Origin of the sequence: Pseudomonas salomonii, assembly GCF_900107155.1 — a bacterium.
Classification (GTDB): domain Bacteria; phylum Pseudomonadota; class Gammaproteobacteria; order Pseudomonadales; family Pseudomonadaceae; genus Aquipseudomonas; species Aquipseudomonas salomonii.
Genome location: NZ_FNOX01000013.1, coordinates 109,633 through 136,334 on the forward strand (window position 1 = coordinate 109,633; position 26,702 = coordinate 136,334).

A 26,702-nucleotide genomic window follows, 5' to 3' on the forward strand; every position below is an offset into this window, starting at 1 on the left:
CGCCTCCCCTTTGGGTCTCACTACTTCCGACTTAAGTTGCCCTTATGCTCAAACGCTTTGCCTGGCTGGCACTCTTCGCCTGCGCCCCGCTGTACGCGGCGCCGCATATTGATGATCAACGTTTGCAGCAACTGGCCAATGATCCGTTCTGGCTGTCTTTGGGTCATTACGAGGCCGGCAAGCTCAAGGGCTGGCGCAGCTATGTCAGCGACAAAAAGTTCTTCCTCGCCCCCGATGGCGCCCACCACCCGGACCAGGAACTGCAGGCCACCGTGGAGGCGCTGTACGCCCCGGCCAGCCTCGGCGAAAAGCACGCCCAATGCGTTTACCCCGCACGTACCCGCTGGCTCAAGAGTCAGTTGAACCTGACCGATTTGCCCGCGCTGGAGTGCAAGGAATTCACCCAATGGTTCAAGGACGTCGCGCCCCACAGCGCGGTGATGATCTTCCCGGCGGCCTACCTCAACAGCCCGTCGTCGATGTTCGGCCACACCCTGTTGCGCATCGACCAGGCTGACGTGCAGAGCAACAACACCGCGCTGCTCAGCTATGCGATCAACTTCGGCGCCTATATCGAAGGCTCCGACAACAGCATCCTCTACGCCTGGAAAGGCCTGATGGGCGGCTACCCCGGCCTGTTCGCGCTGGTGCCGTACCAGGAAAAACTCTCGGAATACCGCAGCCTCGAGAACCGCGACCTGTGGGAATACCGCCTGAACCTCACCGAAGTCGAGACCAAGCGCATGGTCGAGCACGTGTGGGAGCTCAAGCAGATCCAGTTCGACTACTTCTTCTTCGATGAAAACTGTTCCTATCGCCTGCTGGAGTTGCTGCAAGTGGCGCGCCCGAGCCTGCGCCTGACCGAGCAATTCCCGCTCACGGCGATCCCCACCGACACCGTCAAAGCCGTCAAAGAAGCGGGCCTGGTGGAGAAGATCGACTACCGCCCGTCCCGTGAACGCGAGTTGCTGGAACGCGCCAAGCCACTGGATGGCGACGAGCAGCAATGGGTGCTGAAAATCAGCGATGACCAGAAGCAGTTGCAGGAACCGGCCTTCAAAGCCCTGCCCCGCGAACGTCAGGCGCTGATTATCGACGCTGCCTATCGCCTCGGCCGCTACCGCGCCAATGGCCTGGAGCGCGACACCGAACGCTCGCAACGCAGCTTCGAACTGCTGCGCGCGATCAACCAGAACCCGGCGCCCGACCTTAAAATCGAACGCCCCGGCCTGCCCGAAGACGGCCACGAATCGCGCACCTGGCAGGCCGGCATCGGCACCCGCGGTAGCAAAACCTTTGGCGAATACGGCCTGCGCATGGCCTACCACGACCTCAACGACAACGCCGAAGGCTTCCCGCTGGGCGCGCAGATCGAAATTCTGCAAATGAAACTGCGCCAGTACGAGGGCAACCACTGGCAACTGCAGCAACTCGACCTGGCCACCATCCGCTCCCTGACCCCGCGCAACGCGCTGTTGCAGCCGTGGTCCTGGCAAGTGACCGGCGGCCTGGAGCGCGTGCCTGGCAAACACGACGACGAAACCCTGGTTGCCCACGTCAACGGCGGCGCGGGCGGCACCTGGCAACTCACCGACGACATGCTGGGCTTCGCCCTCGGCACCGTGCGTGTGGAGCATAACAACGACTTCAGCGAAGCCATCTCACCGGCTGCCGGGTTCAACACCGGCGTGCTGTGGAAAAACCCGCTGGGGAATCTGAGCCTGGAAGCCAAGGGTGATTTCTTCACCAATGGCGAAGTACGGCGCAGCATCAGCCTGAACCAACAGTGGGAATTGTCGCGCAACCTGGGCCTGCGTTTGAGTGCCCAGCGTGAGTACAGCCATTTGTCGACGCCGGTGAATGAAGTGATGCTTGAAGTGAAGTGGTATCACTACTAACCACCCCAGATCGTTCCCACGCTCCGCGTGGGAATGCATCCTGTGACGCTCCGCGTCACGCCTTTAAAGCGGACGCAGAGCGTCCAGGGCGGCATTCCCACGCAGAGCGTGGGGACGATCAATGGTGGAGTGTCAGTTGTTAATTTTTAGCTGACATACCGCCATCGCAGGCAAGCCCGCTCCCACATTTTGCCAGTGCATATCCCAAATACATCGAAATCAGGAGCTCCCTCAACATGGCTGTTAACTGCACCACCCTTGAACAAGTCCGCGAAAACATCGACCGCCTCGACCAACAAATCGTCACCCTGCTGGCCGAGCGCGGCCACTACGTTTCCCAGGCTGCGCGCTTTAAGAAAGACGCCGATGGCGTCAAGGCGCCGCAACGGGTTGAACAGGTGATCGCCAAAGTGCGGGGGTTATCCGAGGAGGTGGGCGCCAACCCTGAGGTCACTGAGCAGGTGTATCGCGCGATGATTGCGGCGTTTATTCAGCAGGAATTGGCTGAACATTCCGCATTGACGACCTACCAGACGACATAACCCCTTTGTGGCGAGCAGGCTTGCCCTGCGTTGGGCTGCGCAGCAGCCCCAAAGTAGTCAACCGAAGAGTGCCAGATACACCGCACTCCTCCTTATTGGGGCCGCTTCGCAGCCCAACGCAGGGCAAGCCTGCTCGCCACATGAGCCGGCTCAGCCGCTAAGTGGTAGGGGTCATCGCTTGGGTCAGGTCGTCGACGACGGCCTTGCCCATTTCACACAGGTAATGCGCGGCCCAGGCGTATTGCTCGCCGCGCACGTCCATGGCGGCTTCCATGGCGAGTTTTTTGGAATAAAACAGCAGGGTGGAGGCGTGTTCCAGCGCTTCGTCGATCGGCATGCCGGCATTGATGCGGAACAGCGGCTTTTGGTTTTCGCCGTAGTCGCCAAAGGTGACGACGCCGAGGGTGGTGATTGAGGACAGGGGTGGATCGGGGACGACTTTAGACATGGTGTACCTGCTAAGTGAGATAAAGGACCACCAGAGCACGTCGCTAAACATGAAAGGGTGGCAGCTGTACGCAGGTTAGCGAACCGGTCACCTAGACACCCGGCAGATCCGAAGATCTCCCGCGCACAGCCGCCATAACACGATATCGACAGGTATAAAAACCGCCTGCCAAGTGTGTAAAGAGGATGAGTCTCGATGGTTCGGGTCGCTAAACCCGGCCGCTGTTTTCACAGCGGAGCCAGGAGACTAGTGCCCCAAACCCTAAGGCACAATAGGCCAGCGATTCTCTAGGAAACGTCCTGCAAGTTAAAGGGAATCGTCGTTGATGGCCCTTTAATAGATCGTTCCCACGCTCCGCGTGGGCATGCATCCTGTGACGCTCCGCGTCACGATTTCAAAGCGGACGCAGAGCGTCCTGGGCTGCATTCCCACGCAGAGCGTGGGAACGAGCGCTCGTCGTTGATGGCCCTTTAACTCAACACTTTTCTCACCGCCCTTTCACGCCTCCCCGACAATTCCCTGACTAGACTTCCCCTATCAGCCGTAAAGCGGCCAGGGAGTACGCCATGTGGCGGTCTGCGGTAATGCTGTGTGCGCTAGTGTGGTTGTCGGGTTGCCAGTCCACCCATCAGGATTTAATCGCCAAGGGTTATCCTCCGGCCTTTGCCGATGGTTTTGATGACGGTTGCAGCAGTGGTCGCCAGGCGGCGGGTGTGATCAGCGGGGAGTTTCGCAAGAACGTGCCGCGTTATCTGAAGGACCGTGAATACGCCGAGGGCTGGGAAGACGGTTTCCGCCAGTGCAAGGCCATGCGCGAGAACGAGGAGTTGCGCGACTACAAGGACAATCACTGGGATGACCGTGAACGCGCCTGGCAGCAGGAAAAAGATCGTGACGCCGCCCGCGCCTATCGCACGCAATAGGACGCTTTCCTGAAAAGCGGACGCAGAGCGTCCAGGGCTGCATGCCCACGCAGAGCGTGGGAACGATCGCGCGGCGACCATGGCCCAACCTTCATAGAAGGAGAACGTCATGAGCCGAGCTTTTGTAAATGAAGACAACGCCGCCGCCCAGGCCGATCAGCCGGTGGAGCGCCAAGTGAGTGAGCAGCCCAACCGCCTCACCGCGCAAGGGTTGGCGCAGTTGCAAGCCAAGGTTGCGCAGTTGCAGCAGGAACACAGCCTCGAATCCGCCAAGGACGATAAACAACGCCTGGCGGACCTTGAGCGCGATTTGCGCTACTTCAACCAGCGCGTGCAAAGCGCCCAAGTGGTAGCACCGGCCACTTCCACCGACAAGGTACAGATCGGCAGCTGGGTGACTTTTGCCAACGAGCAGGACGAACACCAGCGCATTCAACTGGTCGGCGAAGACCAGGCCGACGCCCACGCCCATCTGATCAACTGGGGCTCACCGCTGGGCCGCGCATTGCTGGGTGCGCAAGTCGGCGACGAGGTGCTGTGGAAACGCCCCGTCGGCGATCAGTTGATCGAGGTGCTGCGCGTCGAGCCCGAGGTTTAGACGATACCTTGAGCCAGCATCGCATCGGCGACTTTCACAAAGCCTGCGATGTTCGCGCCCTTCACGTAGTTGACCCGGCCGTTTTCTTCGCCGTAGTGCACGCAGGCGTGGTGGATCGACTGCATGATGTTGTGCAGCTTGCTGTCGACTTCGCCTGCCGTCCACAGCAGGCGCATGGCGTTCTGCGACATTTCCAGGCCACTCACGGCCACGCCACCGGCGTTGGAGGCTTTGCCCGGCGCGAACAGAATGCCCGCCTCGATAAAGATATCCACAGCCTCCAAGGTGGTTGGCATGTTGGCGCCTTCGGCCACGCAGATACAGCCGTTGCGCAGCAGCGTGCGGGCGGCTTCGGCGTCGAGCTCGTTCTGGGTGGCGCAGGGCAAGGCGATGTCGCAGGCCAGTTCCCATGGCGTTTTACCGGCGCGAAATTCCAGCCCGTAACGAGAAGCCAATTCACTGATCCGCCCGCGCTGCACATTTTTGAGCTCCAACAGCGCCGACCATTGCTCCTCGGTCAAACCGCTTTCGGCGTACAAGGTGCCTTCGGAGTCGGACAGGGAAACCACCTTGCCGCCAAGGTCCATGACTTTGCGCGCAGCATATTGCGCGACATTACCCGAGCCGGAGACCGCCACGCGTTTACCCTCAACCCGCTGGCCGTTGCGCTTGAGCATTTCTTCAGCGAAGTACACGCAGCCAAAGCCGGTGGCTTCAGGGCGGATCAGGCTGCCGCCGTAGGCCATGCCTTTGCCGGTCAGTACTGAGGTGAACTGGTTGCTCAGGCGTTTGTACTGGCCAAACAGGAAGCCGATTTCACGCGCGCCCACACCGATATCGCCAGCCGGCACGTCCACGTCGGCGCCGATGTGGCGGTACAGTTCGCTCATGAATGCCTGGCAGAAGCGCATCACTTCGGCGTCGCTCTTGCCCTTGGGGTCGAAGTCCGAGCCGCCTTTGCCGCCGCCCATGGGCAGCGAGGTCAGGGAGTTTTTGAAGGTTTGTTCGAAGGCGAGGAACTTGAGCACGCCCAGGTTCACCGACGGGTGAAAGCGCAGGCCGCCTTTGTAGGGGCCGATGGCGCTGTTCATCTGGATGCGAAACCCGCGATTGACCTGAACCTTGCCGTGATCATCCACCCACGACACCCGAAAGGTGATCGCGCGTTCCGGCTCGCAGATGCGCTCCAGAATGCCCGACGTCAAGTAGTGAGCGTTGGCCTCAAGAAACGGCCACAGGCTGCGCAGGACTTCTTCTACGGCCTGGTGGAACTCCGGCTGGTCGGGGTCGCGTTTCTTGAGGCGCGAAAGGAAGGATTCGACAGATTCGATCATGGAGAAGTCTCGGCAAATTGATTGTTTTTAAATGAGATTGAGCCGGACCTTAGCAATTCATGTTGCACCTGAAAAGCGCAAAGTGTCGCCTTTGTGAATTTAAATGGTGCTTTATATATAAATTATTGTGATTTCTTGCACCATTAAGGGGATTTCACATCAGCAAATGCACCAACGGGTAAACCGCTATCGCAGGCAAGCCAGCTCCCACATTTGATCGGGTTGCCAGCTTGAAAGGCGGCCAAAGGTGGGAGCTGGCTTGCCTGCGATAAATCCACCTCGGCCCTCCTGAATTACGCGCAAAAAAAAGCGGAGCCCGAAGGCTCCGCTCTTTCAAACCAGCCCAACTCAGGCCAGTTTTTTGTGCCGTACACGGTGCGGCTGGGCAGCAGCATCGCCCAAACGCTTCTTACGGTCCGCTTCGTACTCGGTGTAGTTACCTTCGAAGAACACCGCCTGGGAGTCATCTTCGTAGGCCAGGATGTGCGTCGCGACGCGGTCCAGGAACCACCGATCGTGAGAGATCACAATGGCGGCGCCCGGGAAGTCCAGCAGGGCTTCTTCCAGGGAGCGCAGGGTTTCAACGTCGAGATCGTTGGACGGTTCGTCGAGCAGCAACACGTTGCCGCCTTCTTTCAAGGTGAGGGCCAGGTGCAAGCGACCGCGCTCACCACCGGACAGGTCCTTGACGAACTTCTGCTGGTCGCCGCCCTTGAAGTTGAAACGGCCGACGTAGGTGCGCGACGGGATCTCATAGTTGCCGATGCGGATCTGGTCCGAACCCTCGGAGACTTGCTGGAATACCGTTTTGCTGCCGTCGAGGTCTTCGCGGCTCTGGTCCACACAGGCCAGCTGCACGGTTTCACCGATTTCGATGCTGCCCGAATCCGGAGTTTCCTTGCCCATCAGCATGCGGAACAGTGTGGATTTACCCGCACCGTTACCCCCGATAACGCCGACGATCGCGCCTTTTGGCATGGAGAACGACAGGTTGTCGATCAGCACGCGGTCGCCATAGCCTTTGCAGACGTTCTTGAATTCGATGACCTTGTCACCCAGGCGCGGGCCGGCCGGGATGTAGATCTCGTTGGTTTCGCTGCGCTTCTGGAATTCCTGCGACTGCATTTCTTCAAAGCGTTGCAGACGTGCCTTGGATTTGGACTGGCGGGCCTTGGCGCCTTTGCGCACCCACTCCAGCTCTTCCTTCATGGCTTTTTCGTGGGCCGATTGTTGCTTGGATTCGGCCGCCAGACGGTCGGATTTGGCTTCCAGCCAACCGGAGTAGTTGCCCTCGTAAGGGATACCGGCGCCACGGTCGAGCTCGAGGATCCAGCCGGCGACGTTGTCGAGGAAGTAACGGTCGTGCGTGATCGCTACCACGGTGCCCGGGAAGTCGTGCAGGAAGTGCTCCAGCCAGGCGACGGAATCGGCGTCCAAGTGGTTGGTCGGTTCGTCGAGCAGCAGCATGTCGGGAGCCGACAGCAGCAGGCGGCACAGGGCCACACGGCGTTTTTCACCGCCGGAGAGGAATTCGACCTTGGCGTCCCACGCAGGCAAACGCAGCGCGTCGGCAGCGACTTCCAGCTGGCGTTCCAGGTTGTGGCCGTCGCCAGCCTGCAGGATGGCTTCGAGCTTGGCCTGTTCGGCGGCCAGTTTGTCGAAGTCGGCATCTTCTTCGGCGTAGGCGGCGTACACCTCGTCCAGGCGGGCCTGGGCGTTCTTGATCACGGCCACCGCTTCTTCGACCACTTCACGCACGGTCTTGGTCGGGTCCAGGATCGGCTCTTGCGGCAGGTAGCCGATGTTCAGTTCGGGCATCGGGCGGGCTTCGCCTTCGAACTCGGTGTCGACGCCGGCCATGATTTTCAGCAGCGTGGACTTACCCGAACCGTTGAGGCCGAGCACGCCGATCTTGGCGCCGGGGAAGAAGGACAGCGAAATGTTTTTCAGGATTTCCCGCTTCGGCGGAACAACTTTTCCCAGCCGATGCATGGTGAAGACGTATTGAGCCATGGTGAACCTAGCGTCAGTGACTGATGAATTAAGCGGGCGGAGCCCGTGCAGGCCATGCGCGGCGCGGGCCGTTGACTATCATCAATGCCTGCGAGCGGAAAAAGCCTGAATGTCTGGGGCTGGAACGCCCCCGCGTAACCGGCAAAGCTACCTGAATGCGCTTGGGCAGTCCAGCCAGGCGGGGCTGGCACTTTGCCACAAGGCAAGGCATGCTAGCCGCCCTCCGGGCGTCCGGCTTATAGTGCACGTCGCGCGCCAGTCCAGCCAAACCGCAGGATCACAGCTTGTCCAAAGTCACTCCGCCCACGCCCTTGCGCGCCGCTCATATAGCGCCGGGCGCGCCCCTGCACGGCACTTTTAAAGGCGCGTTGGCGACGCTGGTGCTGATGCTTCTGGCGCTATTGTTCTGGCAACTGCTGGACCAGCTGCAGCAAAACCAGAAAAACCAGCAGCAATACACCATCGACTACAGCGCCGACCTGGCTGAACAGATCAGCCTGAACATGGCCCTGAGCGCGAAAATCGCCCTGAACCTGCTGCCGATGGTCGAGCCGCCGCGCAACGACGAACAGCAACAGGCATTGATGCGTACCTTGCAACGTTCGCTGCCGGAGCTGCGCAGTGTCGCCCTGCTCGCCCCCAGCGGCGCGCTGATCAGTGACAGCGCCAAAGACAGCCAGGACCGCGCCTGGCTCGAGGAACTGGTGCAGCGCAGCCACTCGCAACCTTATTACCTGAGCAACAACGCCGACGGCACCCTGATCTATTTGTTGCTGCAGCAGCCCAGTGGCGGCTCGAAAATGTACTGGGCCTTGCGCCTGGCGCCCAACTACCTGAGCAACCTCACCCGCCAGGACGGCCAGGGCCAGCGCCCGATGTGGGCCATCGAGAACCGCCTGAACCACCGCGTGGTCAGCCGTGACAATGGCATGCCCGCACAGTGGGCCTCGGCGCTGACGCCGGATGAATTGAGCAAAAGCGTACTGGTCACGCCCCTGAGCAAAAGCGACTGGCAATTGCGCGGCCTGTTCGACCGCAGTGCGGTGCTGCAACAACTGCTGCCGGCGTTTATCGGTAAATGCCTGCTGGGCCTGGCGTTCTCGCTGATCCCGCTGATCGTGCTGCTGAACATGCGCCGCCGCCAGCGCCAGGTGCATGAGGGCCGCCGGCGTTACCAGGATATTTTCGAAGGCACCGGCGTGGCCCTGTGCGTGCTGGACCTGTCGGAGCTCAAGGCGTTTTTTGACAAAACCCGGGAGCAGACTCGCGAGCAATTGCAGGCCTGGCTGCACAATAACGCCGCAGAACGTCAGCAATTGCTCAGGGAATTGCGCATTACCGAAGTCAACCAGGTGGCCGTGCGCCTGTTGAATGTTGGCTCATGCGAGGAAGCCTGGGAACGCCTGATCGATGATTGCCCACGCAATGCCACCGCCATCGGCTATCAAGTGCTTGAGGCGGTGCTGACCCAGCAAAAGCAGCTGGAGCTGGAAATCCAGCTCAATGACGTCGCCGGTAACGATCAATACCTGTGGCTGGTGATGCGCCTGCCGGAGCAGCAGGACGACTTCAAGGCCGTGATCCTCAGCATCAACGATATCACCAGCCGCAAGCTGATCGAGCTGTCGCTGGTGGAGCGCGAGAGTTTCTGGTCGGACGTGGTGCGCACCGTGCCGGATCACCTGTATGTGCAGGACGTGATCAGCCAGCGCATGATTTTCAGCAACCACCATTTGGGCCACACCCTCGGCTACAACAAGGCCGAACTGCAGCAAATGGGCGAGTACTTCTGGGAAATCCTGTTGCACCCCGAAGATGCCGAGTACTACCACGACTTGCGCCAACGCCAGCGTGAGGTCGGTTACACCACGCAGTTGCAGTGCCAGTTGCGCTTTCGTCATCGCAATAACCAGTGGCGGCGCTTTGATATCCGCGAGCAGGCCCTGGCCCGCGACAAAACCGCGGTGGTCACGCGCATCATCGGCGTGGCCAAGGACATCACCGACCAGATTGAAGCCAGCGAATCCCTGCGCGACAGCGAGCAGCGCTACCGCATGCTGGCCGAAAGCATCAGTGACGTGATCTGCTCCACCGACAGCCAGTTGGCCCTCAACTACGTCAGCCCGTCGGTCAACGCCGTGCTGGGTTATGACGTGGACTGGGTGTTCAAGAACGGCTGGCAGTCGATCATCGCCAACCCGCAGCAACTGGCCGGCATTTACAGCCTGATGGAACAGGTCAGCCGTGCCCTGGGCGACGCCGCCGCGCTGAATACGCTGCGCGATCAAGTGCATACCCAGCTGTTCCTGTTCGACTGCCTGCGCGCCGATGGCCGCAAGGTACCGATCGAGATGCGCCTGGTGCTGGTGTGGGATGAACACGGCGCGTTCGAAGGCATCCTTGGTGTGGGCCGTGACATCAGCCAGCAACGCCGCGCCGAAAAAGACCTGCGCATGGCGGCCACGGTATTCGAGCACTCAACCTCAGCGATCCTGATCACCGACCCGGCCGGTTATATCGTGCAAGCCAACGAGGCGTTCAGCCGCGTCAGCGGCTATGCCGTGGCGGATGTGCTCGACCAGTTGCCGAACATGCTCACCGTCGACGAACAGCAGGAAGCCCACCTGCGTTACGTGCTCAAGCAGTTGCACCAGCACAGTACCTGGGAAGGTGAAGTGTGGCTCAAGCGTCGCAATGGCGAGCATTACCCGGCCTGGGTCGGCATTACCGCCGTGTTCGACGATGAAGGCGACCTGGCCAGCTACGTGTGTTTCTTCAGCGATATCAGCGAGCGCAAGGCCAGCGAACAGCGCATTCATCGCCTGGCGTATTACGACGCCCTGACGCACCTGCCCAACCGCACGCTGTTCCAGGACCGCCTGCACACCGCGTTGCAGTCGGCCGAACGGCAAAAGTCGTGGGTGGTGCTGATGTTCCTCGACCTCGACCGTTTCAAACCGATCAACGACTCCTTGGGCCACGCCGCCGGCGACCGCATGCTCAAGGAAATGGCCACCCGCCTGCTCGGCTGTGTGGCCGAAGACGACACCGTGGCGCGCATGGGCGGTGACGAGTTCACCCTGCTGCTGCAACCACGGGTGAGCCGCGAGATGGCGTTGAACCGCGCAATCAGCGTGGCCGAACAGATCCTGGCGAGCCTGGTGAAGCCGTTTGTGCTGGAGGGCCGCGAGTTCTTTGTGACCGCCAGTATCGGCATCGCCTTAAGCCCGCAGGACGGCAACGAGCTGAGCCAGTTGATGAAAAACGCCGACACGGCGATGTACCACGCCAAGGAGCGCGGCAAGAACAACTTCCAGTTCTATCAGGCCGACATGAACGCCAGCGCCCTGGAGCGTCTGGAGCTGGAAAGCGACCTGCGCCATGCCCTGGAACAGAACGAATTCGTGCTGTATTACCAACCGCAGTTCAGCGGCGACGGCAAGCGCCTGACCGGCGCCGAAGCCCTGCTGCGCTGGCGTCACCCGCGCCGTGGGCTGGTGCCGCCGGGGGATTTCATTCCGGTGCTGGAAGAGTTGGGGCTGGTGGTGGACGTGGGCGACTGGGTGATCTCTGAGGCTTGCCGCCAGCTCAAGACCTGGCACCAGAACAAGGTGCGCGTGCCGAAAGTCTCGGTGAACATCTCGGCACGGCAGTTCTCCGATGGGCAGTTGGGCGAGCGTATCGCCACCATTCTCAAGGACACTGGCCTGCCGCCGGCGTGCCTGGAGCTGGAGCTGACCGAAAGTATCCTGATGCGCGAAGTCAACGAGGCCATGCAGATCCTTGCCAGCCTGAAAAACCTCGGCCTGAGCATTGCGGTGGACGACTTCGGCACCGGTTATTCGTCGCTCAACTACCTCAAGCAATTCCCCATCGATGTGTTGAAGATCGACCGCACCTTTGTCGACGGCCTGCCGTCCGGCGAGCAGGACGCGCAAATTGCCCGCGCAATTATCGCCATGGCCCACAGCCTCAACCTGGCGGTGATCGCCGAGGGCGTGGAAACCCATGAGCAGCTCGATTTCCTGCGTGAGCACGGTTGCGACGAGGTGCAGGGTTATCTGTTTGGGCGGCCGATGCCGGCAAATCGGTTTGAGGCGCAGTTCAGTAACGACGCGCTGTTCATGTTCGACTGACCTCCACAGTGGACGCAGAGCGTCCAGGGCGGCATTCCCACGCAGAGCGTGGGAACGATCGGTGGCTAAAGTGAGCCCCACTTGTCCGCGACATGATGTCCTTTCATATGCCATCTAAAACCCATTGGGTTAGAATGCCCTCCTTTTCTGCCCCCGATCCTTGAGGACCGCCATGTTCAGCCGTGATTTGACTATTGCCAAGTACGACGCCGATCTCTTCGCCGCCATGGAGCAAGAAGCCGTGCGCCAGGAAGAGCACATTGAGCTGATCGCTTCGGAAAACTACACCAGCCCTGCGGTGATGGAGGCTCAAGGTTCGGTTCTGACCAACAAATACGCCGAAGGCTACCCTGGCAAGCGCTACTACGGTGGTTGCGAGTACGTCGACGTGGTTGAGCAACTGGCTATCGACCGTGCCAAGGAACTGTTCGGCGCCGATTACGCCAACGTTCAGCCGCACGCCGGTTCCCAAGCCAACAGCGCCGTGTACCTGGCCCTGCTGCAAGGCGGCGACACCATCCTGGGCATGAGCCTGGCCCACGGCGGTCACCTGACCCACGGCGCCAGCGTTTCCTCCTCCGGCAAGCTGTACAACGCCGTTCAATACGGTATCGATGCCAACGGCCTGATCGACTACGACGAAGTCGAGCGCCTGGCGGTCGAGCACAAGCCAAAAATGATCGTGGCCGGTTTCTCTGCCTACTCGCAGATCCTCGATTTCCCGCGCTTTCGCGCTATCGCCGACAAGGTTGGCGCCTACCTGTTCGTGGACATGGCTCACGTAGCCGGTCTGGTCGCCGCTGGCGTCTACCCGAACCCGGTGCCATTCGCTGACGTGGTGACCACCACCACCCACAAGACCCTGCGTGGTCCACGTGGCGGCCTGATCCTGGCGCGCGCCAACGCCGAGATCGAGAAGAAGCTCAACTCCGCAGTATTCCCAGGCGCCCAGGGCGGCCCGCTGGAGCACGTCATCGCTGCCAAAGCGATCTGCTTCAAAGAAGCCCTGCAGCCTGAGTTCAAGACTTACCAGCAACAAGTGGTAAAGAACGCCCAGACCATGGCCAGCGTGTTTATCGAGCGCGGCTTTGACGTGGTGTCCGGCGGTACTGAAAACCACCTGTTCCTGCTGTCGCTGATCAAGCAGGACATTTCCGGTAAAGATGCTGACGCCGCACTGGGCAAAGCCTTCATCACCGTGAACAAAAACTCCGTGCCGAACGACCCGCGTTCGCCGTTCGTCACCTCCGGCCTGCGCTTCGGCACCCCGGCTGTGACCACTCGTGGCTTTAAAGAAGCAGAGTGCAAAGAACTGGCCGGCTGGATCTGCGACATCCTGGCAGACCTTTCCAACGAAGCCGTGATCGACGCGGTCCGTGAGAAGGTCAAGGCCATCTGCAAAAAGCTGCCGGTGTACGGCGCTTGATTGCAGTTGCGTGACTGAAAAGCCCGGCTCTTGAGCCGGGCTTTTTTATGCCTGAAAAACGGCTCTCTCACCTGAAACCGAATCAAATGTGGGAGCGGGCTTGCTCGCGAAAGCGGTCTTTGAGTTGATACTTGTGCTAGCTGAACCACCGTATTCGCGAGCAAGCCCGCTCCCACATTTTTGACCGTGTTTCAGGTCAGGACTGGTAGACGCGATGGAAGCCTTCACGGATTTTGTCCTCGGGCAACTCGTCGGCAATAAACACAATCACACTTTCACGCGCCTCGCCCTCGGCCCATTCGCTGTCCCAATCGAAACCGTAGAGCTTGAGCACGCCCTGAAACACCATGCGCCGGTCTTCCCCGGCAATGTTCAGCACGCCTTTGTAGCGCAGCAGCTGTTTGCCGTGATCTTCCAGCAACTCATTCATGAACTCGCTGAGCCGGTCGATATCCAGCGGCTGGTCGGTGCGCAGCACCAGGCTGGAAATACGGTCGATGGATGGCGCGGCACTGACCGGGCGCAGGGTCATGCCGGCATTGAGGTTGAAGCCGCGCACGTCGAGCAGTTCGGCCAGGTCGATTTTGCCGTGGTCGACCACCCGAATCGGCGCGCGGCGGTTGATGCGGGTCAGGCGCTGGCTAAGGGCGTCGAAGGTGGCTTCGTCCACCAGGTCGCGCTTGCTCACCAGCAGGCGGTCGGCAAAACCGATCTGGGCCTGGGCGATGGTTTGGGTCAGGTGATGCTCGGCGTGGGCCGCGTCCACCAGGGTGATGATACCGTCGAGGATGTAGCGCTCGCGCAGCTCCTCGTCGATGAAAAAGGTCTGGGCCACGGGCGCAGGGTCGGCCAGGCCGGTGCACTCGATCACCAGGCGGTCGAAGGCGATCTCGCCGCTGTCCAGACGTTCGAGCAGCAGGTACAGGGCTTTGGTCAGGTCGGTGTGGATGGTGCAGCACACGCAACCGTTGGACAGGGTCATGACTTGTACAGGCTCGGCGCCCAACAGTTGGGTGTCGATGCCGGCATCACTGAATTCGTTTTCGATCACGGCGATTTTAAGGCCGTGCTCGGCTTTAAGCAGATGGCGCAGCAAGGTGGTTTTTCCGGCGCCGAGGAAGCCGCTGAGGATGGTGACGGGGATGGGAGAGGACAAAAAATTCTCCTTGAAGAAACACAGAAACAAATGGGGGAGCAGACCCATGTGGGAGCTGGCTTGCCTGCGATGCAAACAACTCGGTCTATCAGTCAGACCGAGGTGATGCTATCGCAGGCAAGCCAGTTCCCACACAAGCCCGCTCCCACATGGGATCACCGCCAGCCCGAATACCGGGTCAGCAGCACTTGGGCCCACCCTTGCCACCGTAACGGGCTTCCTGGCGTTCACGGAAGAACGCCTTGTAGTCCATCATCGGTTTATCCGGGTGCTTGGTTTGCATATGCTCGACGTAGGTGTCGTAGTCGGGCATGCCGACCATCAGGCGCGCGGCCTGACCGAGGTATTTACCGAGGCGACTGATGTCATTGAACATGGTTGCAATCCTCGTTTACGCGTCCGGTACAGCCTGGAACGGGGCTTCTTTGTCCGTGCGTTCTTTGTTGCCCCAGGCGGCGACGCCGACCTTGAGCGCATAGAACAGGATGCTGAAGACCACGAACAGGAACAGCACCGTCAGCGTTGCGTTGGTGTAGGCGTTCCAGATCACGTGTTGCATCTGGTCGATGTTCTTGGCCGGCGCGAGGATCTGGCCGTTGGCCAGGGCATCGCTGTACTTCTTGGCCAGCGACAGGAAGCCGATCGCCGGGTTAGCGTCGAACAGCTTGATGAAACCTGCGGTCACGGTGCAGATCAGCAGCCAGACAGCCGGCAGCATGGTCACCCAAATGTAGCGCTGGCGCTTCATTTTGATCAGCACAACGGTGGCGAGCATCAGCGCGATACCGGCGAGCATCTGGTTGGAGATACCGAACAGCGGCCACAAGGTGTTGATGCCGCCCAGCGGGTCGATCACGCCCTGGTACAGCAGGTAGCCCCACATTGCCACGCAACCTGCCGTAGCAATCAGGTTGGCGGTCCAGGACTCGGTGCGCTTGAGCGACGGCACGAAGGAGCCAAGCAGATCCTGGAGCATGAAGCGTCCGGCACGGGTGCCGGCGTCGACGGCGGTCAGGATGAACAGGGCTTCGAACAGAATCGCAAAGTGGTACCAGAACGCCATGGTGTTTTCACCCGGCAGCACACTGTGCAGGATCTGCGCGATACCCACCGCCAGGGTCGGCGCACCGCCGGCACGCGCCAGGATGGTGGTTTCACCGATGTCATGGGCCACTGCCGTCAAGGCTTCCGGGGTAATTGCAAAACCCCAGCTGCTAACGGTTTGCGCCACCGTCACCACGTCAGCGCCGACTACCGCAGCCGGGCTGTTCATGGCGAAGTACACGCCAGGCTCAATGACCGAAGCGGCAACCATGGCCATGATCGCCACGAACGATTCCATCAGCATCGCGCCGTAACCGATGTAGCGCGAGTTGACTTCGTTATCCAGCAGCTTGGGCGTGGTGCCCGAAGAGATCAGTGCGTGGAAACCCGACACCGCGCCACAGGCAATGGTGATGAACAGGAACGGGAACAGGCCGCCCTTCCATACCGGGCCGGTACCGTCGATGAATTGGGTGAGGGCCGGCATTTTCAGCTCTGGCATGGTGACCAGAATGCCGATCGCCAGGGCAATGATGGTGCCGATTTTCAAGAACGTGGAGAGGTAGTCACGCGGAGCGAGGATCAGCCACACCGGCAGTACCGCAGCGACGAAACCGTAGCCCACCAGCATCCAGGTGATCTGGATCCCGGTAAACGAGAAGGCCTTGGCCCACACCGGGTCAGCGGCGATTTGCCCACCCAGCCAGATCGAACCCAGCAGCAACAGCACGCCGATGACCGAGATTTCCCCAATGCGGCCCGGACGGATGTAGCGCATGTACACGCCCATGAACATCGCAATCGGGATGGTCGCCATCACCGTGAAGATGCCCCACGGGCTCTCGGCCAAGGCCTTGACCACGATCAGCGCCAGCACCGCAAGGATGATGATCATGATCAGGAAGCAGCCAAACAGCGCGATGGTCCCCGGAATGCGACCCATCTCTTCGCGAACCATGTCCCCCAGGGAACGGCCATTGCGACGAGTGGACAGGAACAGCACCATGAAGTCCTGCACCGCACCGGCCAGCACCACGCCGGCAATCAGCCAAAGCGTGCCGGGCAGGTAGCCCATTTGCGCCGCCAGTACCGGGCCGACCAGCGGGCCTGCACCGGCAATCGCCGCAAAGTGGTGACCAAAAAGAATGTGTTTGTTGGTCGGCACATAGTCCAGACCGTCATTGTTAAGCACTGCGGGGGTGGCCCGCCGTGGGTCGAGCTGCATCACATTGTTAGCGATGAACAGACTGTAGTAACGGTACGCAACCAGGTAGATGGCGACAGCAGCAACCACAATCCACAAGGCGTTGATCGCCTCGCCGCGGCGCAAGGCCACTACGCCCAGGGCGCATGCTCCTACAATTGCCAGCACCAGCCAGGGTAGATGGCGTAGCAGGCTATTATTATTTTTCATTTTTATATTCCAGCCAGGGTGGACAGAAAGACAGCCAGCCCGAGTTTAGCGCTGTTGGCCCTAAAGGCCAGCCCCCTACGTTGGTCTAGAGCCTTGCAACCGTAAAAAAAGCAGAAATAAACGCCCGATGATGGCGCAGGGCTACAATTCCCTTATCCACAGAGGGTTTGACCATGAGCGAACACCCGTCCGATCGCCGCCGTTTCCGGCGTATAGCCTTTGATGCCCGAACGACTATTGCGCAAGACCACTGGAATTGGCCGGTGCAATTGGTGGATCTGTCGCTCAAAGGTTTGTTGGTGCAGCGCCCTGATGATTGGCAGGGCGATCACACTCAGCTGTTTGCTGTGGATATCCGTCTGGATCCGCAGGCGCATATAAAGATGCAGGTAAGGCTGGCCCACGATGATCATGGGCAGTTGGGGTTTGTGTGTGAGCACATAGACTTGGAGTCGATCAGCCATTTGCGGCGGTTGATTGAGCTGAATGTGGGCGATCATGAAGAACTGGAGCGTGAGCTGGGCGCCTTGTTAGAGATTTGAAAACCCTCTAAACCGCAGAGGCGACGGGTGTCTGAATAGATCCACTCACCCGCCAGCCTCCGCTACATCCTCATCAATAAAAGTCATACCTTTAGATCAAATCATCATAACAACCCCGCCTGCACGACCACCTGGAAACATATAAACCCTTCACAAAAACGACATACGTCATTTTAATTAAAACTGTAACAACTCAATCCACATTGAATTCGGTGGGAAAAATATGCAACGCCGCTCCTTTCTTTAAAAAGCAACACTTCCAATAATGAAATTATTTTCATGATCGATCATTAAGACGATACGGTTCGCGCGCTTGATAAAAACACAGTTAATAAACTACATTTCACCTGTCCTTCCAGCCCGGCCCTCTAACAGGATGTTAAAGCATGCTTATTGCCAAAGCCGAAATCTTCTTGACCGAAATCCCCTATAAAAACCCCTACCAAACCGCTACCAACATAACCCCGAAGGGGCGGCATATAGTATTAAAGTTAACCACCGATACTGGCTTGGTAGGTTGGGGAGAGTCCGGAATTATCTCAAGACGCTATCCTGCTCAAGGTGATACTCCCGAAACCATGTTGGCCGTCCTTGAAAGTTATCTATGCCCGGCAATCATTGGAAAAGACCCTTGCGCATTCGAAGTTATCATGAGCCAACTCGACACGCTGATCAAAGGGCATCTATTTGCCAAGTGTGCGATTGATCATGCTCTGTTAGACCTCGCGGGCAAAGTGCTTAACATTCCAGTCTGCAACTTGTTGGGCGGTGCATACAACCTCAGCTATACCGTCAGTCGAAGTTTGCCATTTGCCTCCGCCAGGGAGGTGACTGAGCGGGCACTTGAACTACAGGCACAGGGCTATAACCGATTGACACTCAAAGGTTCCGGGGTACTGGAAGATGACTACGCGTGTTTCAAAGCGGTTAGACATGCGCTAGGCGATCACTTTGAGCTCGAAGTAGACCCCAACTGCGCCTACGACGTCCCCACCGCCATCCAATTTATAAAGCGAATTGAGCAGTATGGCGTTTTCGCTGTCGAGCAACCAACGCCAGGTCATGATATCGCTGGGTTAGCGGAAGTAAAGCGGAATGTAGCAACGACTATCATTGCCGATGAAAGCCTGTTTACCCCTAGGGATCTGAAGGACATCATTAGCCTCAATGCAGCACACGCTATATGTCTGAAACCCTTCAAATCCGGCGGAATATTAGCCTCACGTCGACTGTGTGCCGCTGCTGAAGTTGCAGATCTGCAAGTCAGCACGGGTAGCATGCACCCCTTCGGAATTGGCACTGCAGCTCTTCATCATTTTGTTGCCACGCTCAAAGATGTGGCAACCACCGGCTATGGCTGTCCTGCCGAGAGGTTCGCCGATGATATTGTTGATGAAAGCGGTTATTCATTTTGCGATGGCAGAGTAACACTCGCTATCGACAAACCCGGACTCGGCGTTGAAGTCAACGAAGATAAATTGTTGACGTATTCGTCACAATGCAAAGTCGTCGAACACTCAATGCACCGCTAACCCTCATGACAATGGATTGCTTGTGATGACATTTATTACGCTTGTCGACTCAACGCTGCGAGAAGGAAATCAAGCGCCAGGCGTCAAGCTGACAATCAAGTCGACGCTGGCCATTGGCCAAGCACTCGCGGATGCAGGCATCGACTTTATCGAAGCCGGTCACCCCTATGCATCAAAGCAGGAGTTTGACCGAGTCACCTCACTGGTAAAGTCGAGGCTGGCGAAAAACATACTGGCGCACTCGCGTGCGCATCGCGATGACATTGATGCCGTTTACGCAACGGGGGCTAATTGGATAGGGATATTTGCAGGCATTAATGAGGCCTCCCAAAAATACAGGCTCAGAAAAACAAAAGAAGAGATACAAGAACTTGTCAGGCGTAGCATCCTATATGCTAAATCGCTAGGGCTGAACGTGCGATACACCATTGAGGATGCCTCAAGAACTGATCTGGCAGCATTGATTGAAACCTATAAAATCGCCGAAACCGCCGGCGCCGACCGCATATGTTATGCCGACTCACTGGGCATCTGTGAGCCTTTCAAGGTTCGATCCACAGTTCAGCTGATTAAACAGGCATTACCCAACGTTGACTTAGAAGTGCACTTCCATGATGACAGAGGTTTGGCAATGGCAAATACACTGGCCTCCATCGAAGCAGGCGCTACCTTTGTGTCGTGCACCGTGAATGGCATCGGCGAACGTTGCGGTATCACTGAGACATGTCTACTGATTACAAATCTTCATTTCAATTCAATATTGTGCAGCGGCAAAAGCCAAAAGGTATTAAAACTCAGTAGTCTTGTTTCAAAAGCGATAGGCGACACCTTTGATCGCCGTCGTCCGATCATTGGTGAATATAGCTTTGTGCACACCGCAAAACTGCACCTAACCGCTAATAGCAGGGACCGCAATTGCTACCATTGGGTAGACCCCCTCTACTTGAACGAATAACAATTAATGCACTTCATCAGGGATGCAGGTCTTTCAATATGATTGAGCATGAGTGGCTGATAGGCGCAGGGTTGGTCGTACTGGGTGTTATGACGGGTTTTATCGGCACCAATACCGGCGGCAGTGTATTTCTAACAGTGCCGGTGATGATCTGGCTCGGAATATCCCCACAGGCGTCGATAGCGACAGCCCGTCTGGCATCGGTAGGGACGATGTTTGCCGGATTAAGACACTTTCATAACAATGGAAAAGTGGATTACAGGTTAGCGGCCCCCGCCGCCGCACTTGGGTTGGCTGGCGCCTTGGTCGGTGCAAGTCTGCTCGTGCAAATAGATCCGGCGCTGCTGCATAAAATCATTGGCGGTCTGACACTGCTACTGGTGGGGCTTTCACTCATCAGGAAGCCTCACTCGCCGAAGACGGCCCCTTCTTCGCTCAGGCGCTTTTGCGGGTATATCCTGTTTATTCCCGTCGGCATGATCGGCGGCCTGTTCGGCGGGCAGGCCAAGCTATCAACTTATTTGTATATTATATTTTTTAAAAAAACGATCAGTGAGTCAGTTGGCACACGTAAGGTGGGTGGCCTCATCCTCTCAGTCGGCTCGTTAATAATATTCGGTGTCAGCGGAATTATTAATTGGCAGTACGGGTGTTGCCTGATCATAGGCACGCTATTTGGCGCCAATGCGGGCGCCAAGTTTGCTCTTCAGAAAGGCGATAAGTGGATGGAAAGCGCTTTCAACGTAGTCGTGATTGCCTTGGCGTTGAAAATGATCTTCTGGTAGTGACGCTCTCACGCAAAAGCGACACTCAGGGAAACGCGGCACTCGGGGGGAATTCGCTTTCCGTGTCCCAATAACCCGCCTTCTGACGCGACACGGCCTGCCATTGCCCATCGATAAAACGATAGGTCGTGTAGCGGGTTGCGAAATCATCGTCGCCGTCACCGTCCATAAAGGACGAGACCTGCAGTAACTCATCCGTACCGCCGGCGGCTGACGTAGCGATCTGCCAGGCGGCTTTGCCGGTCTGGGCCAGGGTCAGCGGCTCGACCTTGCCGGCCGAGCCCTTATAGCTCATTGGTTTGAGTTGCTGTTTGGCCGGCAGCAGCAGCTGAGTCGCCGGGCCGCTGTAACTGCCCATCGGCGCCGTCTGGTCGATGCTCAAAAAGTACACAGTGTCCGGCAGGCCTTTAAGCGGGGCCTTCTTGACCTTCGCCAAGGGGTAGCCAAGATCGTCGTGCGCAAGCACAGCGCCGGACGCCGACAGCAAACGTACCTGGGCATTGAGCAACGGGTTTTCCACCAGATCGCCGGGCTCGTCAAATGAGTCCTCATCCAGGCCATTGCCCCAGCTGTCTTTATGCAACTGCGCGCTGATGCGCTGGTCTTCCAGCACCTGCAGCACGCTGCCGTCTGCTGTCGCCAGTTCCTGGGCCAGGCGGTAACCGGCCGGCAGTGGGGCCGACTCAGCCAAGGCAATGCCCGACAACCCGAGCAAGGCCACGAACAGGGCACATACCCCCCAACGATTGGTCTGTTGCATTGCGTTCATCCCTGATTGCTTCACGGTTATTCGAACAGTGCATCCAGCGCCTGTTCCAGCCGCGTAACGCCAATAATCTTGATTCCCGGCGGCGATTCCTTCGGCATATTGCCCTTGGGTACGATCGCGCGCTTGAAGCCGTGCTTGGCCGCTTCCTTCAAACGCTCCTGGCCGCTCGGCACCGGGCGCACCTCGCCCGACAGGCCGACCTCACCAAACACCAGCAAGTCATGGGGCAACGGCTTATTGCGCAGGCTGGACATCACCGCCGCCATCAACGCCAGGTCGGAGGCGGTTTCCAGCACCTTGACCCCGCCGACCACGTTGAGGAATACGTCCTGGTCATGGGTGGGAATACCGCCGTGACGGTGCAGCACCGCCAACAGCATTGCCAAACGGTTCTGATCCAGGCCGAGGGTGACCCGGCGCGGGTTGGCCAAGTGGCTGTCATCCACCAGCGCCTGCACTTCCACCAACATCGGGCGAGTGCCTTCCCACGTCGCCATCACCACACTTCCCGGCACTTCTTCCTGGGCACGTGTGAGAAAAATGGCTGACGGGTTGGAGACTTCTTTCAACCCCCGGTCGGTCATGGCAAACACGCCCAACTCATTGACCGCGCCAAAGCGGTTCTTCACGGCCCGCAGCAAACGCAAACGACCATCGGATTCGCCTTCGAAATACAGCACGGTGTCGACCATATGCTCAAGCACTCGCGGCCCGGCCAAGGCGCCCTCTTTGGTCACGTGGCCCACCAGAAAAATCGCCGTACCGCTCTGCTTGGCATACCGCACCAGCAGCGCCGCACTTTCGCGCACCTGGGACACGCCGCCGGGTGCCGATTGCAGCTGCTCGGTGAAAATCGTCTGGATCGAGTCGATCACCATGACCTTGGGTTTTTCGATGCGCGCCGTGGCGATGATGCTTTCGATGCAGGTTTCGGTCATGACCCGCAGTTGATCCTGGGGCAAGCCCAGGCGACGGGCGCGCATGGCCACTTGCTGCTGGGACTCCTCACCCGTGACGTACAGCGCCGGCATGCGGCTGGCAATGCTGCACAGGGTTTGCAGCAGGATGGTCGATTTGCCGATGCCGGGGTCGCCGCCGATCAGCACCACCGAGCCGTCCACCAGCCCGCCGCCCAGTACGCGGTCCAGCTCCCCGGACGCGGTGGAGAAACGCGGAATTTCTTCGACGCTGACTTCGGCCAACGTCTTGATCTGCGCCTGCTGCCCGGTCCAGCCGGCACGGCCGGTGGGGGCTGCAGCGCCGCCGCTTTCGATCATGGTTTCCGTCAGGGTGTTCCATGCACCGCACTCGGTGCACTGGCCGGCCCACTTGGGAAAGGTCGCGCCGCACTCGGTGCAGCCGTACATGCGCTTGGCCTTTGCCATTTGAGAACCTCCAACCGAAAAACCGCGATGATAGCTCAGCGCGGCGCCGGGGTCCGGATTTCACCACTGGCCAAACGTGAAGCGCTATTGCCGATCGGGTCTTCGGCGTTAAGGTCGGCGCCTTTGGCCTTTAACTCATCCAGCAACTCAACGCGCTTGAACAGCCCGGCGTACATGGCGGCGGTCTGCCCGGCGCCGTTGCGCTGGTCGGGGTTGCAGTCGGTGGCGAGCAGGCGCTGGGCGATTTTCAGCTCGCCTTTGAAGATCGCGCCCATGAGGGCGGTGTTACCGCGTTTGTCTTGCACGCAGGCGTCGGCGCCGGCGTTGAGCAGGCGTTCCACGAACGGAGCCTGGCCGTGGTAGGCGGCAAGGATCAGCGCGGTGTAACCCTTGTCATCCTGGGTGTTGAGGCTGTAGCCGGATTCGATAAAGGTGTTGAGCATGTCGATATCGCCACGGCGGGCGGCGTCGAAATAGTAGTTCTGCAACTGGGCCTTGAGCGCGACCGGGTCGGGCGACTCGGCATGGACGACAAAGGCCAGCATGGCCATCAGTAAACCGATAGAAATTCGCATGGGTTTTCTCCAGCTCGGGGTCGACGCCCATCAGCGGGCGCCGACCGTCACCAACGTCAGTCAGTCAGTTTTTCTGCCAGCGCCTTGACGCGCGCCAGGTCGCCTTTTGCCACCTTGGTCACGCCAGTGCCGTACTCAGGGTCAGCCTTGTAGAGGAACGACAGGATGATGTGCTTGCTTTCGTCATCGGTGGTGGCCAGGGAGCCGCCGAAGTTGTCGATCAAGTCCTGACGCTCTTTCTTGCTATAGGAGCGGTACAAGTCACCGGCCTGTTTGAAGTTCTGCTCGCGCTGGATCTTGGCCTGCTGGGTGCTGCCCGACAGCGCCGACTGGCTGTAGCGCGCGGCTTGCGGCTCTTCACGCGGCAGCAGGCGGCTTGGCTGGTAGTTCACGCCCGTGGTGGTCTTGCCGGTGTTCATTGCGCCATCCTGGTTACCGTTGTTGACGGTGACGCGAGGTGCGTTGATCGGCAGTTGCAGGGCGTTCGGCCCCAGGCGGTACATCTGCGTGTCGGCGTAGGAGAACACCCGACCTTGCAGCAGGCGGTCTTCCGACGGCTCAATGCCCGGCACCAGGTTGGCCGGGGCCATGGCCACTTGCTCGGTTTCCTGGAAGACGTTGGCCGGGTTGCGGTTCAGCACCATCTGCCCGACTTTGCGCTCCGGTACGCCAGGCCAGATCTTGGTGGCGTCCAGTGGGTCGAAATCAAACTTGGCCAAATCCTCAGGCTTGAGCACTTGCACGTACAGGTCCCACTTGGGGAAGTCGCCTTTGTTGATGTGAGTGACCAAGTCGTTAGTCATATGGCTGTAGTCACGCCCCTGCACATCGGTTACTTGCTTGGGGTCCAGGTTCTTGATGCCCTGCAGGCTCTTCCAGTGGAACTTGACGTAGTGCACTTCGCCCTTGGCGTTTATCAACTTGTAGGCATGTACGCCGTTGCCGTCCATTTCGCGATAACTGGCGGGCGTGCCGGAGTCGGAATACAACTCGGTGAGTGTGCGGGTGGATTCTGGAACATGGGAGAAGAAGTCGAAACGACGGGAGTCATCGTCGAGGTTAGTGCGCGGGTCAGGTTTGAACGCATGGACCATATCCGGAAACTTGATGGCGTCGCGGATAAAGAACGTCGGGAAGTTATTGCCTACCAGGTCCCAGTTACCTTCGCTGGTGTAGAACTTGGTGGCGAAACCGCGCGGGTCACGCAGGGTTTCCGGGGAATGGTTGCCGTGCACCACCGCCGAGAAACGCACGAAGACAGGGGTGGCTTCACCGGCTGCGAAGACTTTGGCTTTGGTCAAGTCGCTGAGGTTGTCAGTAACGGTAAACGTGCCGTGGCCGCCGGTGCCACGAGCGTGAACCACGCGCTCCGGGATACGTTCACGGTCAAAGCGCTGCAGCTTTTGAATAAGTTGCACGTCTTGCAACAGCACCGGGCCATTGGCCCCGGCGGTTTGTGAATTCTGATTGTCCCCCACGGCGGCGCCGTTATCGCGGGTCAGGTTGGCGGCGTGTACGGAAAGGGACAGCAGGCTGACAGTGACCAGTGCCAGCGCATATCGCGCTGAAACAGGCCCGCGGCTCATTGACGTGTTCATCGAGGTTTCCTCTGGTTTTTTTAGCGCACATTCAGTTGTGCTTGCCAGAGGCTAGTGACCTGCGGGTCAGAAGATAAATAGAAAAACACCACCGGGCTGATTAAGAAAAAAGTGTGGTAAGACCCTGAATTGAAGCGTATTCCGCGCGCGATTGGTGGCACTTTGCAAACTATTTGCGATTTAATGGGTCGATAAAAATTGACAGTGTTAACGGTTGTGTCGAGCGAGCAGGCTACGACTGACTTACACTGACCTCCACCCTTCTCATCTGTAACAAGGAATAACCTATGGGCGTGATCAGTGAGTTCAAGGCCTTCGCGGTCAAAGGTAATGTGGTCGATATGGCCGTCGGTATCATCATCGGCGCCGCGTTCGGAAAAATCGTTTCCTCGTTTGTAGGCGACGTGGTGATGCCACCCATTGGTCTGCTGATCGGTGGTGTGGACTTCGGGGACCTGGCGATAACCCTCAAGGCCGCGCAGGGTGACGTGCCCGCCGTGGTCCTGGCGTATGGCAAGTTTATCCAGAGCGTCATCGACTTCGTGATCGTCGCCTTCGCCATCTTCATGGGCGTGAAAGCCATCAACCGCCTGAAACGCGAAGAAGCTGTAGCCCCAAGCCTGCCGCCGACGCCGACCAAGGAAGAGCTGCTGCTGGGTGAGATCCGTGATCTGCTCAAAGCACAGAACGACAAGCCGCTTTAACCCGTGTTTACCTGGAAAAGGCGCCTGTTTCAGGCGCCTTTTTTATTACCAGTAGTTTTCCACCGCCACCTGCCCAGGGCGCCGACTCAGGCTCAGTTGCAGGTCGCGCTGCTTGAGCAATTGGCGGGTGTCATCGACCATCTGCGGGTTGCCGCAGATCAGCACGCGAGAGTGCTCCGGGGTCAGTGCTACGCCGGCAGCGCGCTCCAGCTCGCCATTCTCGATCAGCGTGGTGATGCGCCCGTTGAGCGCCCCTGGGTGCTGCTCACGAGTGACGATGGGAATGTAGGTGAGCTTATGCGCGTACTCGGCCAGGTACTCACGCTCGCCCAGCGTGTCAATCAGCGACTGATACGCCAGCTCCTTGGCCTCTCGGGCGCTGTACACCAGCACGATGCGCTCGAATTTCTCCCAGACCTCGAAGTCCTGCAGAATCGACAAAAACGGTGCCACCCCGGTGCCGGTACCCAGCAGCCACAGATCACGCCCGTCCACAAAGCGGTTCAAGGTCAGATAGCCAGTGGCTTGGCGCTCCACCATCAAGGTATCGCCCACCTTCAGGCGGCTTAATTCACTGGTGAACTCGCCTCCCGGAACCACAATAGAGAAGAAGTCCAAGTGTTCGTCAAATGGCGAGGACACGATGGAATAGGCGCGCCACACCGTGCTGCCGTCCGCCTTGGTCACGCCCAAGCGCACAAACTGGCCGGCGGTAAACCGAAAGCCCGGATCACGGGTGGTGCGCAGGGTAAACAGGCTGGGCGTCAGCGATTGCACCTCGAGCAAGGTCTGGCAGGTAAATTTCTCAGCACTGGCCGTCATGAGGGGCTCCGTTGAACAGGTGCCCTAGTGTCCCTCAAAGTCGCGCAGGGAAACACCGGTGGTTTGTACTGGCATTGCCACGTGCACGGGGGAGCCGTTCGCG

22 protein-coding genes are annotated in these 26,702 nt (G+C 58.9%); 11 read left to right on the forward strand and 11 right to left on the reverse strand.

The window, feature by feature from the left end:
* Positions 1-44 precede the first annotated feature (44 nt).
* Both BLV67_RS26235 and BLV67_RS26240 read left to right on the forward strand, forming a co-directional pair.
* Positions 45-1,898 (forward strand): Lnb N-terminal periplasmic domain-containing protein, encoded by a 1,854-nt coding sequence (locus tag BLV67_RS26235; RefSeq protein WP_065911148.1) that lies wholly within the window; start codon positions 45-47, stop codon positions 1,896-1,898.
* Between the two features lie 236 nt (positions 1,899-2,134).
* Positions 2,135-2,440, forward strand: a complete 306-nt coding sequence (locus BLV67_RS26240) for a chorismate mutase (protein WP_069786483.1) — start codon at positions 2,135-2,137, stop codon at positions 2,438-2,440.
* A gap of 157 nt (positions 2,441-2,597) precedes the next feature.
* On the opposite strand, the gene BLV67_RS26245 is transcribed toward BLV67_RS26240, so the two are convergent.
* Entirely contained in the window at positions 2,598-2,888 is a 291-nt protein-coding gene (locus tag BLV67_RS26245; protein WP_069786482.1) for a DUF3077 domain-containing protein, read from the reverse strand.
* A 566-nt stretch (positions 2,889-3,454) separates the two neighbouring features.
* On the opposite strand from BLV67_RS26245, the gene BLV67_RS26250 reads away from it, so the two are divergent.
* Complete coding sequence (locus tag BLV67_RS26250) at positions 3,455-3,811, forward strand: hypothetical protein (RefSeq protein WP_017139297.1); 357 nt, start codon at positions 3,455-3,457, stop codon at positions 3,809-3,811.
* 109 nt (positions 3,812-3,920) lie between these two features.
* Positions 3,921-4,409, forward strand: a complete 489-nt coding sequence (locus BLV67_RS26255) for a GreA/GreB family elongation factor (protein ID WP_065911145.1) — start codon at positions 3,921-3,923, stop codon at positions 4,407-4,409.
* Here the strand turns inward: BLV67_RS26255 and gdhA are convergent.
* Complete coding sequence (gene gdhA, locus BLV67_RS26260) at positions 4,406-5,743, reverse strand: NADP-specific glutamate dehydrogenase (protein WP_069786481.1); 1,338 nt, start codon at positions 5,741-5,743, stop codon at positions 4,406-4,408. The two genes, BLV67_RS26255 and gdhA, sit on opposite strands and share 4 nt — an antisense overlap.
* A 348-nt stretch (positions 5,744-6,091) precedes the next feature.
* A complete protein-coding gene (ettA, locus tag BLV67_RS26265) occupies positions 6,092-7,756 on the reverse strand; it encodes an energy-dependent translational throttle protein EttA (protein WP_056858231.1) in 1,665 nt (554 codons plus the stop codon).
* A gap of 284 nt (positions 7,757-8,040) precedes the next feature.
* On the opposite strand from ettA, the gene BLV67_RS26270 reads away from it, so the two are divergent.
* Together BLV67_RS26270 and glyA are read left to right on the forward strand one after the other, a co-directional pair.
* Positions 8,041-11,892 carry a bifunctional diguanylate cyclase/phosphodiesterase gene (locus tag BLV67_RS26270; RefSeq protein WP_069786480.1) on the forward strand — a complete coding sequence of 1,284 codons (3,852 nt, stop codon included), beginning with the start codon at positions 8,041-8,043 and terminating at the stop codon, positions 11,890-11,892.
* Positions 11,893-12,064: 172 nt separating this feature from the next.
* The gene (gene glyA, locus BLV67_RS26275; RefSeq protein ID WP_056858229.1) at positions 12,065-13,318 is read left to right on the forward strand and encodes a serine hydroxymethyltransferase; all 1,254 of its coding nucleotides are present in this window, start codon (positions 12,065-12,067) and stop codon (positions 13,316-13,318) included.
* Between the two features lie 196 nt (positions 13,319-13,514).
* On the opposite strand, the gene yjiA is transcribed toward glyA, so the two are convergent.
* The 3 genes from yjiA to BLV67_RS26290 form a co-directional block, all read right to left on the reverse strand.
* Positions 13,515-14,522 (reverse strand): GTPase, encoded by a 1,008-nt coding sequence (gene yjiA / locus BLV67_RS26280; protein WP_163005506.1) that lies wholly within the window; start codon positions 14,520-14,522, stop codon positions 13,515-13,517.
* 130 nt (positions 14,523-14,652) lie between these two features.
* Positions 14,653-14,850, reverse strand: a complete 198-nt coding sequence (locus BLV67_RS26285) for a YbdD/YjiX family protein (protein WP_003176208.1) — start codon at positions 14,848-14,850, stop codon at positions 14,653-14,655.
* 15 nt (positions 14,851-14,865) lie between these two features.
* Positions 14,866-16,932, reverse strand: coding sequence for a carbon starvation CstA family protein (locus BLV67_RS26290; protein ID WP_069786479.1), 2,067 nt, complete (start codon positions 16,930-16,932; stop codon positions 14,866-14,868).
* Between the two features lie 173 nt (positions 16,933-17,105).
* Here BLV67_RS26290 and BLV67_RS26295 point away from each other — a divergent pair, with 173 nt between their 5' ends.
* The 4 genes from BLV67_RS26295 (at position 17,106) to BLV67_RS26310 (ending at position 20,746) form a co-directional block, all read left to right on the forward strand.
* Entirely contained in the window at positions 17,106-17,474 is a 369-nt protein-coding gene (locus BLV67_RS26295; protein ID WP_065911141.1) for a PilZ domain-containing protein, read from the forward strand.
* Between the two features lie 386 nt (positions 17,475-17,860).
* Positions 17,861-19,006: a mandelate racemase/muconate lactonizing enzyme family protein gene (locus BLV67_RS26300; protein ID WP_069786478.1), complete on the forward strand. Its 1,146-nt coding sequence runs from the start codon at positions 17,861-17,863 to the stop codon at positions 19,004-19,006.
* A gap of 25 nt (positions 19,007-19,031) precedes the next feature.
* Entirely contained in the window at positions 19,032-19,961 is a 930-nt protein-coding gene (locus BLV67_RS26305; protein WP_065911139.1) for a LeuA family protein, read from the forward strand.
* 38 nt (positions 19,962-19,999) lie between these two features.
* Positions 20,000-20,746 (forward strand): sulfite exporter TauE/SafE family protein, encoded by a 747-nt coding sequence (locus BLV67_RS26310; protein WP_065911138.1) that lies wholly within the window; start codon positions 20,000-20,002, stop codon positions 20,744-20,746.
* 25 nt (positions 20,747-20,771) lie between these two features.
* Here the strand turns inward: BLV67_RS26310 and BLV67_RS26315 are convergent, their stop codons facing one another.
* From BLV67_RS26315 to BLV67_RS26330, 4 genes are read right to left on the reverse strand one after another with little or no spacing between them, the layout of a single operon-like run.
* Positions 20,772-21,506 (reverse strand): hypothetical protein, encoded by a 735-nt coding sequence (locus tag BLV67_RS26315; protein WP_017139307.1) that lies wholly within the window; start codon positions 21,504-21,506, stop codon positions 20,772-20,774.
* 26 nt (positions 21,507-21,532) lie between these two features.
* Positions 21,533-22,900, reverse strand: coding sequence for a DNA repair protein RadA (gene radA, locus BLV67_RS26320; RefSeq protein ID WP_056858224.1), 1,368 nt, complete (start codon positions 22,898-22,900; stop codon positions 21,533-21,535).
* Between the two features lie 35 nt (positions 22,901-22,935).
* Positions 22,936-23,475 (reverse strand): ankyrin repeat domain-containing protein, encoded by a 540-nt coding sequence (locus BLV67_RS26325; RefSeq protein WP_069786477.1) that lies wholly within the window; start codon positions 23,473-23,475, stop codon positions 22,936-22,938.
* Between the two features lie 56 nt (positions 23,476-23,531).
* Positions 23,532-25,073, reverse strand: coding sequence for a catalase (locus BLV67_RS26330; RefSeq protein WP_069786476.1), 1,542 nt, complete (start codon positions 25,071-25,073; stop codon positions 23,532-23,534).
* 287 nt (positions 25,074-25,360) lie between these two features.
* Here BLV67_RS26330 and mscL point away from each other — a divergent pair, with 287 nt between their 5' ends.
* The gene (gene mscL / locus BLV67_RS26335; protein ID WP_056858221.1) at positions 25,361-25,777 is read left to right on the forward strand and encodes a large-conductance mechanosensitive channel protein MscL; all 417 of its coding nucleotides are present in this window, start codon (positions 25,361-25,363) and stop codon (positions 25,775-25,777) included.
* Positions 25,778-25,822: 45 nt separating this feature from the next.
* Here mscL and BLV67_RS26340 read toward each other — a convergent pair whose 3' ends face one another.
* A complete protein-coding gene (locus BLV67_RS26340) occupies positions 25,823-26,599 on the reverse strand; it encodes a ferredoxin--NADP reductase (RefSeq protein WP_065911135.1) in 777 nt (258 codons plus the stop codon).
* Between the last annotated feature and the right edge of the window lie 103 nt (positions 26,600-26,702).